General features: G+C 31.8%; 14 protein-coding genes and 1 riboswitch. All 14 genes read right to left on the minus strand.

Annotated features, from left to right (window positions below):
- Positions 1-46: 46 nt before the first annotated feature.
- Positions 47-895 (minus strand): hypothetical protein, encoded by an 849-nt coding sequence (locus OREMA_RS0110075; RefSeq protein WP_018249140.1) that lies wholly within the window; start codon positions 893-895, stop codon positions 47-49.
- A 446-nt stretch (positions 896-1,341) separates the two neighbouring features.
- Positions 1,342-1,656, minus strand: coding sequence for a hypothetical protein (locus tag OREMA_RS0110080; RefSeq protein ID WP_018249141.1), 315 nt, complete (start codon positions 1,654-1,656; stop codon positions 1,342-1,344).
- A 55-nt stretch (positions 1,657-1,711) separates the two neighbouring features.
- Entirely contained in the window at positions 1,712-2,569 is an 858-nt protein-coding gene (locus OREMA_RS0110085) for a hypothetical protein (RefSeq protein ID WP_018249142.1), read from the minus strand.
- A gap of 403 nt (positions 2,570-2,972) precedes the next feature.
- A complete protein-coding gene (locus tag OREMA_RS0110090; RefSeq protein WP_018249143.1) occupies positions 2,973-3,401 on the minus strand; it encodes a hypothetical protein in 429 nt (142 codons plus the stop codon).
- A 177-nt stretch (positions 3,402-3,578) separates the two neighbouring features.
- Entirely contained in the window at positions 3,579-5,741 is a 2,163-nt protein-coding gene (locus OREMA_RS0110095; protein ID WP_026188961.1) for a hypothetical protein, read from the minus strand.
- Positions 5,742-6,268: 527 nt separating this feature from the next.
- A riboswitch (cyclic di-GMP riboswitch) is annotated at positions 6,269-6,352 on the minus strand.
- A gap of 421 nt (positions 6,353-6,773) precedes the next feature.
- The gene (gene trpA / locus OREMA_RS0110100; protein WP_018249145.1) at positions 6,774-7,577 is read right to left on the minus strand and encodes a tryptophan synthase subunit alpha; all 804 of its coding nucleotides are present in this window, start codon (positions 7,575-7,577) and stop codon (positions 6,774-6,776) included.
- Between the two features lie 315 nt (positions 7,578-7,892).
- Positions 7,893-9,071, minus strand: a complete 1,179-nt coding sequence (gene trpB / locus OREMA_RS0110105; RefSeq protein ID WP_018249146.1) for a tryptophan synthase subunit beta — start codon at positions 9,069-9,071, stop codon at positions 7,893-7,895.
- Between the two features lie 697 nt (positions 9,072-9,768).
- Complete coding sequence (gene trpB, locus OREMA_RS0110110) at positions 9,769-10,968, minus strand: tryptophan synthase subunit beta (protein ID WP_018249147.1); 1,200 nt, start codon at positions 10,966-10,968, stop codon at positions 9,769-9,771.
- Positions 10,969-10,991: 23 nt separating this feature from the next.
- Positions 10,992-11,603: a phosphoribosylanthranilate isomerase gene (locus tag OREMA_RS0110115; protein ID WP_018249148.1), complete on the minus strand. Its 612-nt coding sequence runs from the start codon at positions 11,601-11,603 to the stop codon at positions 10,992-10,994.
- A gap of 37 nt (positions 11,604-11,640) precedes the next feature.
- Positions 11,641-12,414 carry an indole-3-glycerol phosphate synthase TrpC gene (gene trpC / locus OREMA_RS0110120; protein WP_018249149.1) on the minus strand — a complete coding sequence of 258 codons (774 nt, stop codon included), beginning with the start codon at positions 12,412-12,414 and terminating at the stop codon, positions 11,641-11,643.
- 1 nt (position 12,415) lies between these two features.
- A complete protein-coding gene (gene trpD / locus OREMA_RS0110125) occupies positions 12,416-13,441 on the minus strand; it encodes an anthranilate phosphoribosyltransferase (RefSeq protein ID WP_018249150.1) in 1,026 nt (341 codons plus the stop codon).
- 75 nt (positions 13,442-13,516) lie between these two features.
- Positions 13,517-14,077, minus strand: coding sequence for an anthranilate synthase component II (locus tag OREMA_RS0110130; protein WP_018249151.1), 561 nt, complete (start codon positions 14,075-14,077; stop codon positions 13,517-13,519).
- A complete protein-coding gene (gene trpE / locus OREMA_RS0110135) occupies positions 14,058-15,566 on the minus strand; it encodes an anthranilate synthase component I (RefSeq protein WP_018249152.1) in 1,509 nt (502 codons plus the stop codon). The genes OREMA_RS0110130 and trpE overlap by 20 nt, the downstream gene beginning before the upstream one ends.
- Positions 15,567-15,883: 317 nt before the next feature.
- Positions 15,884-16,105 (minus strand): trp RNA-binding attenuation protein MtrB, encoded by a 222-nt coding sequence (gene mtrB, locus OREMA_RS0110140; protein WP_018249153.1) that lies wholly within the window; start codon positions 16,103-16,105, stop codon positions 15,884-15,886.
- Between the last annotated feature and the right edge of the window lie 63 nt (positions 16,106-16,168).

Genomic DNA, 16,168 nt, shown 5'->3' on the forward strand with positions numbered 1-16,168 from the left:
TTTTAATTCTCCTTACAAAACTCAATTATCATTTTTATTTGCTTTTTTATTCTCTTAAGAATTTTTTATCTGTTTTATATAATTCACTTTCTAAATCTTTAAGTGTCTTGATTTCAAAAAATTCTATATCATCTATTCTTAATCCATATACTTCATAAGATTTATATTCCAAAGCATTATATTTAAGCTTTGTTGAACCTGTATGAAAGAATTTAGTTTCTTTTAAAATCAAATCTATATCCTTATCTCTAAAAAACTCTTCATCATAGATATTTACTTGAATAGTTGCCCATTTCAAATCTTGACCTCGTAAATACTCTAATAACTCCATTACATTTGATAGAGACTCTTCTTTCTTTTCCTTGTCTGTAATGATATCTTCAAAGATATAAATAAATATATTGACATAAGTATCTTTTGATCCATAGTCTAATAATTCTTCAAAAGTTGGTATCTTATTATCTTTAAACTTTGCACGCGTCGCCATAGTAGTATAAAAATATAGCTCTTTCCCAAAAATATTTTTTAATACTGGCTTGTAATATTTATCTGCTTGATAAGTTAATTTTAATCTAGAATAACTAGCTAGAAATTGGTCTCCAAAAGTCCCACCAGTTCTAACAGAAAACTCTAAATCTGGATATGCTTTTGGTGCTGCTGTTAATTCCCAAACCTTTGTATTCCTGATATATCTGGTATCTTTGATAACAAACTCTTCATTATAAGTATCTTTGAGGTACTCTAAGGCTTCTCGATGTACTTTAGCTACTCTTTCTTTAGCTGTTTTTTCCTTAGCTAATTGTTCCTTATCTACTTTTTCAACCATACAACCTGTGAACATTACTGATACTATTAATAACATCAGTATTAATCTAAGTTTTCTTTTCTTATTCACCATATCACTCTCCTTTAGTTTAATTAATAATATAAAATTAATAATTAATATGTCTATATTTAATGAAGACAGTTTCAACTTTCCATAATATTTAAAATCTCAATACAACTACAAATATTTGTAGCTCTATTAGAATTTTAAATCTTTTGAATTTAGAAAAGTAAGCAAACTTACATATTAAAACTAATCTCTCAATATAAAGCTATAAATTAGGTAACATCTGAAAGTTATCTTAGCAAGTACTAGCGTTTTTCTGCTCTTAATAGCGGAAAAATTACTGTTTGACCGTAGGGAGTTTAATTTTTTCTAGACCTTTTGGTTACTTTTGTGGCAATGACAAAAGTAACTCGCCCTTAGGCGAAACTAGTTAAACTGCTAAGGCTAAGTATTGTAAATCGGTTACTGTATTTAACTCTGCAGCTATAAAAGAGAGCCCCTGTATAAAATTAATCAATTCCTTTTTCTTGAATCTCAGCATTTATCTTCTTCAATTCTGCCTTGTTTTCCTTAATAATCTCCTTAACATCTTCAACTGATATCTTATCTACCTGCTGACTGTCTATTTCCTTCAATTCTCTCTTTGAAAATTCTACTTCACGACCACTAATATGTACTTTAGTTCGTAGATTAGCTAACTCTTCATTTTCTTCATCAGACAGAGGTCCTACTTTACTATTAAGTTCATCATACTTTGCCTTAGACTCTAACAATTCATCATGCCACTTCTTCAAATTATCGATTTTCTTCCTTATGTCTACCATCTATATATCCCCTTTCTTTAAATGATAAATTCCTAATTTTTCTCACAACACTCAATTATTCTCTTAAAAATTTCAAATCCTGTTTATATATTTCTTTTTCCAAGTCTTTGATATTATAATCTTTAACAGTATTTATTTTCAAAAACTCTTTTCTACTTATGTATAATCCATACACTTCATAAGATTGATATTCTAAAGCATTATATTTGAGTTTTTTTGAACCTTTATGAAAAAAATTAGTTTCTTTTATAAGATAATCTATATCTTTCCCCCTAAAAAACTCTTCATCATAGATGCTTATCTGAATTGTTGCCCATTTGAGATTTTGACCTCGTAAATATTCTAATAATTCCATTACATTAGATAGAAACTCTTCTTTCTTTTCCTTGTCTGTAATCACATCTTCAAAGATGTAAATAAATACATTAACATAAGTATCTTCAGGAGTCTTTTCTAAAACCTCTTCTACTGTTGGAATATAGCCAAACTCTCCATCAGTATCCATATTAGCCCAACTTCTATGTTTGCACTTGAAAATTTTATTAACAATTCTTCTATAATAAATCTTAGTTTCTTCTATAAGTTTTCTTCTTCCATAGTCTGCTAGAAATTGACTTCCAAACATTCCACCAGTTCTAACAAAAAACTCTAAATCTTGATCTACCTTTGGTGCTGCTGTCAATTCCCAGACCTTTGCATTCTTAATATATCTAGTATGCTTAATAACAAACTCTTCATTATAAATATCTTTGAGGTACTCTAAGGCTTCTCGATGTACCTTGGCTACTCTTTCTTTAGCTGCTTTTTGCTTAGCTAATTGTTCCTTATCTACTTTTTCAGCCATACAACTTGTAAATATCACTGATACTATTAATAACATCAGTATTAATCCAAGTTTTCTTTTCTTGTTCACTATATCACTCCCTTATTATTTATTAACCTTTGCTTAAAAGCTTAAATATAAGAATTAGATTCAATTCTTAGACTTAAACCTTTAATATGTGAAGAATAATTGTAGCTTTATTAATCTTTTGAACGCTTTTAGAAAAGTAAGCAGAATATGATAATAAAATAAAATTTGCAATAGAGATTGATATTCTAGATAACATCCGAAGGTTATCTCAGAAAGTACGAGCGTTTTTCTCCTCAATGAATGGGCCGGGTTTGCCACGAAGAGTTTTTGTAATTTAAAACTCGTAGGTTTGGTTACTTTTGTTTCTAAGGACAAAAGTAACTCGCCCATTAGGCGAAATCTAAATAACACACTATTAAATTGAAAAAAGGGGAGAAGCTAGCTTCCCCCTTTCTTTTAAAATCTATTCAGCTGCATATCCACCTTCAATAGTAACAAGTTCATTCTTATCTTTTTTCTGCTTAATAAATAAATTAAAAGTACCTATTCCTTCAGTATGGCCAAAATCTTCAGTATAATCTACTACAAAAGCATTAGGGAAAGTTACTTTTCTTACTACTTGATCCCCTGCAATTACTTCCAAAATGACATTTCGATAAGCATCTGCTTTTTCGGCACTTACTTGTGACCATGTTGCAAGTTTCATTGTGTCATCTGGCTCTCCATCTACAGGAGTTATTATTTTACCTGCTACTTCCATTATAGAGCCTAGATCAGTAGCTCTTGCATTAGAATCATCAGGAGTATCTGACTTAAAATGTGCTGTTGTAATATTGTCCATCCCTAATGAAATAGTTTCATTTTGACCTTCAATTGTTAACCTAAATCCCATAAATATCATCTCCTAAAATTATTTTTATTTATATCAATATAAGAATATATTAATACCCACTTTAATCTATAATATAAAATTAATTCAAGCTAGAAGATAACTATAAATTAATTTTTTACTTTAACAATTTATCTTAAAAATAGAAGAATTCAATCATTAATTATTTCTATTTTGTAATTATCCAGTTGCACTACTTTTAGTTATCTCAACTTCTAAATTCTTAACATTACCATTGAAAGCTAGATCTAACTGGCATAAGTTACTTTCCGGATCGATATTATAATTTATATCATCACCCTCTTGTAAGATTGAATTTACATATCCTTTATTGCTAATCCACTCACTTTTTTGGCTTTTTGGATTATTACTAAAGAACTTAATAATCTTGTCTTCCTTAAAATCACTTGTTTTAAACCTTAACATTCTTTCAATATAAGTACTCATAATAGTTTTATATATTGAATCAAAAATATCATCTGTCATACCTAAACTTCTAGCTTTATACACAGTTATTCTCTTAATAAGCTTTCCATCTAATTGATTATTCTCAGATGAAAATACAAAACCAAAATTATTTCTATTAATAGAATCTTTGATTACATTAGTAAAACCAGATATTTCCTTAGCCAAGGTTGTTGTAGCCTTCAATGCATTATCTCCACTTTCTATATCAAATCTTACTCCTGGGTAAGAAGTAGACACTTTTCTAAACCTCTCTCTTAAGTAATCTGGACATTGATAAGCTGCGACTAAACCAGCAGCTATATAAGAGGCATCAATATACACACCTTCTAACCATAACTTTAATATATCTTCCTCTGCTTTAGATAATACTACACCTTCATTTTCATAAAGCATCTTACTATCTAAAACCACACCTGACTTATCCTTTGGTATTACTGTAAAGTTTGGCAAACAAGGTACTGCATATTCACTATACTCTTGATTAGTCAATATTTTGCTCTTTTCTATATATTTATCTACACCTTTAGTAGCCATATCATTAAAAGTTGTATTCTCATTAGCTTCAAAATTAAAGAATACCTGAACTTTATAATCTTTACATAAATCCAATATAGCAGTTAAAGTCTCTAAAGTATTCCCCTTAGCTTTCTTAGTCTTATTTGTTCCTTTAAATCTCTGCCTTCTAGTTTGAACTTTATTAGAAGCATCCAACTCTATATTTGGAACAATTCCAAACCAAATTGTTTCTGCAAAATTATTCTTAGCATTTACAGTATTCAAAAAGGTTTCTAATCTTGGCTTATTATTTGTTTTTATTAACATTTCTGGCTTAGAGTTAGTAACTAATAGTTCTGGCTTCATATTGTTATTTTTAGTCTCATATTGTTCAAAGAACATCTTAATCCCTAATAACTTTTCTATTAAGGGTTTAGCAGCCTTAACAAAATCATCTTTGGTATTTTTATAAAACTCTAGATAATTGTTGTAATTTTGAACTTCTTTTTCTACATCTATGTCTGTCTTAGGAGTAGAAATAGGTGCAAAGGTTCTGACTACCAAATCCTTTACATACCCTGTAGGATTTTCAGTTATTTCTTCATAATCTTCTTCAAAAACCTCCACTAAAGCATTTCTCTGCTCCTCGCCTCTTTCTGCCAAAGCCTTCTCTTCTTCTTTAGGAGCTTCTAATATCTTTAATTCACCATCATCTCCCATAGTTAGCATACCAATTTGAATTTCCTCAGCTTCAGAATCTTCTTGGCTTCCTCCTAATAATAACCTTGTCTTTATATCCTCTATTGCTAAAGGTAACATACCTAAGACATTATTATAATTTTGACTTGCTTCTTCAAATTTAATATTTAATTTATCTCCTAAATCTAATTTTTTAGGATCTTCATCGTCCAAATCTTCATATTTGCTATACAAATAATTTATCTCTTTTCTAACCTGTTTTATATCTTCCATAACTTTCTTCGGTGAAATCATATCTAAAATATTCTCAAACTTAAAATCTACATTTTCTGTTCCTTGACTCTTTTTAGTATCAATTAAGGTAAATAGCATCTTTAAGAAGTCATTATTCTCATTTAATTTTATCTCTGTGATCCCATCATTTGGTACACCCTCTGGTCTTTTTGAGGTATATACTACTTTTTGGTTAGCAGCATTGTAATAAGAATAAATTGTAGGGCTAAACTTTCTTAAAAACTCTTCAAAACTCTCTACTAATAAGTGTTCATTAATTTCATTTATCTTATCATCATCTAAACTATCAAGCTCCTTTACATCTCCTACTAAGGTAATTAAATCTAATTTCTCAGGATTTACTTCTTCAAAAAGCAAAGTCCTATTTGTTTGATTAATAATTTTAATCTCCCCCTTCTAAAAATATTTATATAAATTATTAATTGATATTGTTATAGGTTTGTGCGTAAAACCACTGTGGCTTTGCCCTGTGGATGTAAGCACCAACAATAAACTAATTCGATATTGATTTATTGTTAATAATTATTATACATAATTAATTAAACTTGTGGTAAACTAACATTAATTAAGGCTAATCTTCTTACAGGCATAGCCTGACGTGATAAATCCACAACTGAATATATTGAGTTATGGTAAGAATCAGTAGCGATAACCAAGCCCCTCTACCACGTAAAATATTCAAGGTAATTGAAATCCTTAATCGTTCAGTACTGTCGGGCGTACGGGATTGGATTCATCACGAAGAGTTTTTAATAAAAACTCGTAGGTAAGCCTCTGGAGAAACTGTAAGACCTAGTTTCTTACTTAATACTTGATATTAAGCAGAAATAGGCTCGTTTCTAGGAATGAAGAATCCACTTACGCTTGCGTAGTGGAGCGTCAAATAATTAACTTATAGTAAAAATAAAAAACCTCCCCTTAAAGGGAGGTTTCACCACTAACTCCATATAATCCAGGTGACCAAATATAGATTATACTTCACAGTATCTCTTATATTCCTAATGCATAATATTTTCCAGTTATTTTTTTACTTTATTTCTAATTCTTTATAAATTATATCATAGATAGTATTTATGGTCAATAAAACAACCGAAAAATTTCTTCTATTTTCTTTTTAAACCAAAAAATAAATTTAATTACTTATTAAATATTTAAATGAATAAATATACAAATGCTTATGTAATAAATTATCATAGTATTCATTTTATTGCAAATTAAATTTGTATTTTTAATAATATTTAAGCAAAAAGGTAGCAATCTGTTTAAACAGATTGCTACCTTTTTTATACACAATATTGATCCTGGTACTACCGAATCGACTTGGCATAACCACGATCTTCTATATTAATTACGCAATGTTGATCCTGGTACTACCGAATCGACTTGGCATTAAGCTCCCTTTGAAATTAAGAAGTCACTTTATTTTAATGCTATTGTTAATTCAGATATAAAATCATAGATTTGGGATAAAAACTCATCTTTATTATCTTCTATTAAATTTATATTTTCTTCTATCTGCTTAATAATAGCACTTCCTACAATAACTCCATCTGCAAATTTACTTATCTCACTCACATGCTCAGGCCTAGATATTCCAAAACCAACTGCTACTGGGGTATCAGTTAACTTTTTGAGCTTTTCCACTACCCCTTCTACCTCTTGTGATAGTTCCTCTCTAGCACCTGTTATTCCAGGTTTAGATACCGCATAAATAAACCCCTGTGAATTTTCTGCTGCCTGCTGAATTCTTCTTTCAATACTATTTGAAGCTACTAACAAAATAATATCTAAATTATTGCTAAATTCTCTTAGCTCTTGATCTTCACCTAATGGCATATCAGGAATAATAACTCCATCTACTCCTACCTTCTCACAATCTTTCACCAGTTTTTCTAAGCCATATTGATAAAAAGAATTATAATATCCCATTAGGATCAAAGGAATTTCACTCTCTTCTCTAATTTCCTTTACTAAATTTAATATATCTTTTAAATTAGTCTTATGAACTAAACTCCTCTTACCTGCCTTTTGAATAGTAGGTCCATCTGCTAAGGGGGTGGAATAAGGAACTCCTAATTCAATAATATTAGCCCCTGCTCTTTCAGCCTCTAAAACTAAATCTTTAGTCAATTCAATAGTTGGATCTCCTGCCATTAAAAAAGGAATAAAAGCCTTCCGACCTTTATCTTTTAATTCACTAAACACCTTAGTAATTCTTCCCAATAAATTTCAACTCCTATCTACCTCTTTGGGTTTTAATAAACTTTCCGTGATGTGCTCTTCTTTGCTTTAATTGTTAAACTATTGTCTTATAGATAATCCTATGCTTATATCTCAACATTCAGTCTATCCCTACGAGCCTTGAGAGGCTCTTCGTGTTGTGTAATATTTTATTTATTTCTAAAACTATTCTCCTATAGATAATCCTATGCTTATATCTCAACATTCAGCTTGTCCCTACGAGTTTTAACAAACTCTCCGTGATGTACTGTTCTTTGCTTTAGTTGTCAGATTATTGTCCTATAGATAACTTTGGAATTATATCTCAACATTCAGCTTGTCTGCTACAGTATATACATCTTTATCTCCACGGCCAGATAAGTTCATGATAATAACTTGATCTTGGTCTAATTTAGGAGCTAACTTTAATAGATGAGCAATAGCATGAGAACTTTCTAAAGCTGGAATAATCCCTTCTACTTCAGATAAAATCTGAAAAGCTTCTACTGCTTCAGAATCAGTTACTGACACGTATTCTGCTCTACCAATATCTTTAAGATAACTATGTTCTGGTCCTACACCAGGATAATCTAGTCCTGCAGAAATAGAATGTACAGGCATAATTTGACCAGCCTCATCTTGTAAAACATAAGTTTTAAAACCATGAATAATCCCTTTACTTCCTTTAGCCATTGTTGCAGCATGCTTATCAGTATCTACACCTAATCCAGCTGCCTCTACACCTATCATCTTCACATCTTTATCTTCAACAAAAGGATAAAATAATCCAATAGCATTACTTCCTCCACCAACACAAGCAACTAAATAATCTGGTAATCTTCCTTCTTGCTCTAAAATCTGTTCTCTAGCCTCTTTTCCAATTACAGCTTGGAAATCTCTAACCATCGTTGGATAAGGATGAGGACCTACAGCTGAACCTAATAAATAAAATGTATCATCAATCCTTTCCACCCAGTTTTTAAGTGCAGCATCAACAGCATCACTTAAAGTCTGTGTCCCATCTGTTACTGGAACTACCTTTGCTCCTAACAATCTCATTCTAAATACATTTAATGATTGTCTTTCTACATCCTCTGCCCCCATAAAGATTTCGCATTCCATACCAAACATTGCTGCTACTGTTGCTGTAGCTACACCATGTTGTCCTGCCCCAGTTTCTGCTATTATTCTCTTTTTACCCATTCGTTTTGCTAAAAGAATTTGGCCAATAGCATTATTTATTTTATGAGCTCCCATATGATTAAGATCCTCACGCTTCAAATAAATCTTAGCTCCACCTAACTTTTTAGTTAGTCTTTCTGCATAATATAAAGGATTAGCTCTACCTACATATTGTTTCATATAGTAATCAAACTCTTCTTGAAATTCAGGATCATCTTTATATTTATCATAAGCCTCTTCTAACTCTTCTAATGCAGGAATAATTAATTCTGGAACATACTTACCACCAAATTCACCAAATTGACCTTTTTTCATGATTTATTCATCTCCTTTATTTAATAGGGTATATAGATTACCAACCTTAAAATGAAAGTTTCGCAGTTAGAAGATAGGTGGTAAGAATTAGGAAAAATAAACTACCTAAATCCTAACTACTTAATATAAAATATCACACTATACCAGAAATAAAGACTAAACTATTCTTCTACTGATACTTTTATGCTTATATCTCAACATTCAGCTTGTCCCTACGAGTTTAACAAAATCTCCGTGATGTGCTTTTCTTTGCTTTATTAACCTGTTGTGCTAGTTAAATTTAAATATTAATAGTATCTTTTTATGGGTATAATGGGACACTTTTAGGTGATAGGTCATAGGTTATAGGAGTTAGTAAGGTCTTCCTACCTCCCATTTCCTAACGCCTAACTCCGAAAGTGTCGCTTTATCATTCTATTGCATCAATTTTTGTACTAGAATAAGCCATTTTATTATTAAATTATTCTTCTAGCGATAATCCTCTGCTTATACCTCAACATTCAGTTTATCCCTACGAGTTTTAATAAACTCTCCGTGATGTGCTGTTCTTTGCTTTAGTTGTCAGATTATTGTCCTATAGATAACCTTGGAATTATATCTCAACATTCAGCTTGTCCCTACGAGTTTAACAAACTCTCCGTGATGTGCTGTTCTTTGCTTTAGTTGTCAGATTATTGTCCTATAGATAACCTTGGAATTATATCTCAACATTCAGCTTGTCTGCTACAGTATATATATCTTTATCTCCACGGCCAGATAAATTCACAATAATAATCTTATCTTTATCTAATGTAGGAGCTAACTTGAATGTATAAGCAATAGCATGAGAACTTTCTAAGGCTGGGATAATTCCCTCTACTTCAGATAAAATTTGGAAAGCTTCTACTGCTTCATTATCAGTCGCAGATACATATTCTACTCTACCAATATCTTTAAGATAGCTATGCTCTGGTCCTACCCCTGGATAATCTAATCCTGCAGAGATTGAATGAGCAGGTAGAATTTGACCAACCTCATCTTGTAAGACATAACTTTTGGAACCATGAATAATCCCTTTTCTACCTTTAGTTAGCGTTGCTGCATGCTTATTAGTATCAACACCTAAGCCTGCAGCCTCTACCCCTATCATCTTCACATCTTCATCTCCAATAAAAGGATGGAATAAACCAATTGAATTACTTCCACCACCAATACAAGCAACTAAATAATCTGCTAACCTGCCTTCTTGCTCCAAAATCTGTTCCCTAGCCTCTTTCCCGATTACAGATTGAAAATCCCTAACTATTGTTGGATAGGGATGGGGACCTGCAGCAGTCCCAAAAAGATAAAAGGTATCATCTGCTCTAGTAATCCAATCTCTAATCGCAACATCTATGGCATCACTTAATGTTTGTGTCCCTTCAGTTACAGCAGTTACCTTTGCCCCTAAAAGTTTCATTCTGAATACATTTAGGGCCTGACGTTTTACATCTTCTGCCCCCATAAAGATTTCACATTCCATACCAAACATTGCTGCTACCGTTGCTGTAGCTACACCATGTTGTCCTGCTCCTGTTTCAGCTATTATCCTCTTTTTCCCCATTCTTTTTGCTAATAAGATCTGTCCTACAGCATTATTAGTCTTATGAGCCCCCATATGATTGAGATCTTCACGCTTCAAATAAATCTTAGCTCCACCTAACTTTTTCGTTAATCTTTCTGCATAATATAAGGGATTTGCTCGACCTACATATTGTTTCAGATAATATTCAAGTTCCTCTTGAAATTCAGGATCATTCTTATATTGAGCATAAGCCTCTTCTAACTCTTCTAATGCAGGAATTAATAATTCTGGAACATACTTACCACCAAATTCACCAAACTTACCCTTTACCTTAGACTTTAAATTAACACTCACCACTACTCACTCCTCTTAATTATCTATTTCAGATTTTTAGCATTATCAATAAAATTTTTCATCTTATTTAAATCCTTCTTAGCAGTTTTAGCCTCTACTCCACTACTAACATCTACTCCATAAGGATCAATTACTTTAATTGCTTCTCCTATATTATCAGAATTCAATCCACCAGCAATTATTATGTCTCCATATTCTTTAGCCTTAAGAGCTAAGTCCCAATTAAAGACTTTGCCAACACCACCTAATTTGTCAGGATGATAAGTATCTAATAAATATTTATCAACCTTATACTCGCTCAATTTATCTAAATAACCTTCATCCTTTACTCTAAAAGCCTTAATAATAGCAAGCTCAAACTCCTGACAGTATTCTGGACTTTCACTGCCATGAAGCTGTATATAATCTAGTTGGCAATAATCAGTAATATTCTGTACCTCTTCTACAGGCTGATTAGCAAATACTCCTACTGTCTTAATACCTTTAGGTAGCTGACTCTGTATATTCTTAACTTGCTTTTTATTAATTTTTCTAGGACTTTGAGCAAATATAAACCCTAATAAATCTGCTCCATAATCTACCGCAGCCTGGGCATCTTCTAGATTAGTAATTCCACAGATTTTAACTTTTGTCATCGTCAACCTCACATCTCCTATGTCTAATAATTATTCATTAAGAATTAATTAACTCCTGCACCTTAGCTGTAATATTATTACTTTTCATTAAAGATTCTCCTACTAATACCCCATCAATTCTATGTTCTGATAATAATTCAATATCATTTCTATTTCGAATTCCACTCTCACTAACTATCACCTTTTCATCAGGAATCAATCTCTGCAAACCTAAGGTAGTAGCTAAATCGACCTCAAATACTTTTAGATTTCGATTATTAATACCAATTATCTCTGTATCTATTTCTAAAGCTATATTTAATTCTTTTCTACTGTGAACCTCTACTAATACATCTAAATCCAAATCATCGGCTATAGATAAATATTTTGCTAACTCTTCTTTACTTAAAATAGCTACTATTAATAATATAGCATCTGCCCCATAGGCTCTAGCCTGATAGATTTGATAAGGATCAATAATAAAATCCTTTCTTAATAAAGGTAATTCTACCGCTTCTCTTACTTCACTTAAATAATTTAAACTACCTCTAAAAAATTCATAATCGGTTAACACTGATAAAGCTCTAGCACCTGCTTGTTCATATTCCTTAGCAATTTCTACAACTTGAAAATCATCTCTGATCAATCCTTTAGAAGGTGACGCCTTCTTAAGCTCTGCAATTAAACTCATCCCTTGATCTTTTAAAGCTACTTTAAAGTTTTTAGTATTATCTCTACCTTTAATAATTCTCTTTAAATCGTCTAAACTCTCTTCCTGCTTTTGCTTCTCTACTTCTACCTTCTTATGATTAACTATCTTATCTAAAATCAACTTAGCTTACCTCCCCAACTAAACTATGACTATATCTAATTAACTGCTCTAACTTCTCTAATGCTAATCCCTGATCAATAACTCTAGCTGCTAACTCTATTCCTTCTGCTAAGGATTGAACTTGATTGGCTGCTACCAAAGCTGCTGATGCATTTAATAAGACTACATCCCGTTTTTTACTCTGCTTAGCTTTTAATATATCCAAAGTAATCTCTGCATTTTCTTCAGGAGTTCCACCTGCTAAATCTTCAATCCCAGCACTTTCTAAACCTAAATCCTCTGCCTCAATATAATATGTCTCTACTTTCCCATCTTTAAGCTGACTAATCTTTGTCTTACCTACTGTTGACAACTCATCTAATCCTACTAAACCGTGTACTACAAAAGCTGATTCTACCCCTAAATTCTTTAATACATACGCAATAGGTTCAGTTAAATCAGAATCATATACTCCCAATAATTGAATCTGAGCTTTCGCTGGATTGGTCAAAGGACCTAACATATTAAAAATAGTTCTTGCTCCAATCTCTCTTCTGGGAGCAATAGCATATTTCATTGCCTGATGGAAGGTTGGAGCATACAAAAATCCAATCCCAATCTGATCAATACATTGCCCCACTTGATTAGGAGTTAAATTGAGATTAACCCCCAATTTCTCTAACAAATCAGCACTACCACTCTTGCTAGAAACTGAACGGTTACCATGTTTAGCTACACTTACTCCAGCACCTGCTACCACAAAAGCTGTAGTTGTTGATATATTAAAGGTATTTAACTTATCTCCACCAGTTCCACAAACATCAACTAATATATCTTGATTTGTTTTAATCTCTGCTGCTTTATCTCTCATCACCAAGGCAGCTCCCGTTATTTCATCAATAGTTTCACCTTTCATCCTAAGTCCAGTGATAAAACTAGCTATTTGAGCTGGTGTAGCTTTGCCTTCCATAATCTCTTCCATCGTTGATTGACTCTCTTCTAATGACAGATCTTCATGGTTGATTATCTTATCAATTACTCTTCTCATCTTCTCTCATCTCCTCTTAATTTTAGCTCTTAGCATTGGCTATTAGAGCTTTATTCTTCTCAACTAAATAACTCTTTAAGAACTTAAAAAATTATTTAAAATCTCCTTACCTGTTTTACTCATAATCGATTCTGGATGAAACTGGAGACCATATAGTCCTTTCTCTTCATCCTGAATCCCCATAATAATCCCATCTGCTGTCTTGGCTGTTACTTCAAAATTATCTGCTAGAGTTTCAGGTTTAATTACTAAAGAATGATAACGAGTTGCTTCAAAATCATCTATTCCTTCTAAGATTCCTTTCTGCTTATTAATGATCTTAGATACCTTACCATGAACTAATTCTGGAGCCTTAACTATCTCTGCTCCAAAGGCAGCTGCTATACTTTGATGGCCTAAACAAATTCCCAATATTGCTATCTCTCCTGAAAATTCTTTAATCAAGTCCAAGGATATCCCTGCATCCTTAGGACGCCCTGGTCCTGGCGAGATAATTATCTTATTAGGATTTAAGCTTTTTATCTCTGCTAAGCTTATCTGATCATTACGCTTTACTTCAATCTCATATCCTAGCTCACCAATTAACTGTACTAAATTATAAGTAAAGGAATCATAGTTATCTATGACTAATATCAACTCCCTCACCCCCTTGAGCTAATCTAACTGCTTCTAATAAAGCAGCCGCCTTATTGACACTTTCTTGATATTCAGCTTCTGGATTAGAATCAGCTACAACACCACCACCAGCTTGAACATAAGCCTTAGCATCTTTAACTAAAATAGTTCTGATTGTAATACAACTATCTAAATTTCCTGAATAACCAAAATAGCCAATACTACCTCCATAAGGACCTCTTCTAGTCTTTTCTAATTCATCAATAATCTCCATAGCCCTAATCTTAGGAGCACCAGATAAAGTACCTGCTGGAAAGCAAGATTCTAAGCCTGAATAAATATCTTCTTCTTCCTTAAGTAGACCTCTTACATTAGATACTAAATGCATCACATGAGAATAATATTCTACATTCATTAGACTAGTAACCTCAACTTTTCCATATTCACTAACCCGACCAATATCATTTCTCCCTAAATCAACTAACATAATATGTTCAGCCCGTTCCTTTTCATCACTTAATAAATCTTTAGCTAAAATTTTATCCTCTTCTTTATTCTTCCCTCTTCTTCTAGTTCCAGCAATCGGCCTATTTTCAATAACTCCATCCTTAACCCTGACTAAGAGTTCTGGAGATGAACCCACCAATTGAAATTCATTGAAATCTAAATAATACATATATGGTGAAGGATTTATTCTTCTTAACTGTCGATAAATTTCAAAAGGCTCTACATCTATTTCACTTTCAAACCTCTGTGAAGGAACAACTTGAAAGATATCTCCTTCTTTAATATACTCTTGCCCCTTTTTAACCATTTCCATAAATTCATCTTTACTCATATTGGATTTAATCTCTAATTTATTATTACTATTATTCTTAAACTCTTTAGTCATAACTTCTTCTGTAAGTGATTGATTCAAATTAGAAATTACTTCATCTATCTTAACCTTAGCCCGATTATAAGCTTGCTGAGGATTATCATCGACTCTAATATTTACTACAACCTTAATACTATGGCGTAAATGATCAAAGACTACTACAGTATCACTTAAGATAAATAACATCTCTGGTAGATTTAAATCATCAATATTTTCTTGAGGTATATTCTCAAAATACTTTACAACATCATAGCTTAGATATCCAACTGCCCCTCCATAAAACATTGGTAAATTATCAACTTCAACAGCCTGATATTCTGCTAATATCTTCTTCAAATCTCGAAGTGGATTCTGTGTATTCCTTTTATCTATTTGATTATCTTTTTGATCCTTAATAATTATTTCTCCATCTTTACAACTTATTAAAGCATGATAATCAACTCCAATAAAAGAGTACCTTCCTATCTTCTCACCTTGTTCTACACTTTCTAGAAGATAAGAAAATTTATCTTTTTTTAATTTTTTGAAGGCAGATACTGGTGTCTCCATATCAGCAACAACCTCTTTATAAACCGGAATCAAATTACCTTCTTGACTTAGTTTTTTAAAATCTTCCTTATTGGGATAATACATCTATTAACCCTCCATATCTAACTAATCTCATCTTAGCTCATCTCCTCTTTTTTAGTGGTCATAAAACAAAAAATCACCAGACTAAAGTCTGATGATTAGAATTTATAAGATAATATCTATAGATATAGATATACCATTCTAAAACTCAACATTTGGTTTATTTTGCCATCTGTTCATTAAAGTTTTACCCTAAACTCTAATAATCTTGGCAAAATCACCGCTCAACTCATCTCATCTAAACTCTACTCTTCTAATAATATTCAATTTTTAACTCTCAACTCATCTCTATTCTCACTAAACTATTAAACTTAATTTATCTAATCTGATTGAACAGAACCATGTTCTGTAAGAAGTTCTGCTTTTCCACGAATTTTAATTGCTGATGTATGCTCAGTAAATTGTGCAATCATTACCTCACCTTGGTCTAACTTCTCAGTATGATGAAACTTAGTCTGTTGTCCTCTAGTTAAACCAATAATTGTTACTCCATCTTCTAGAGCTTTAATCACTATATAATCTTGTTTTCCTTTTATCTCCATTATAAGCCCCCTTGATTACAACTTATTACTATTATAATAACTTAATACAATAAAAGTGTCAAT

Source organism: Orenia marismortui DSM 5156 (assembly GCF_000379025.1).
Classification (GTDB): Bacteria; Bacillota; Halanaerobiia; order Halobacteroidales; family Halobacteroidaceae; genus Orenia; species Orenia marismortui.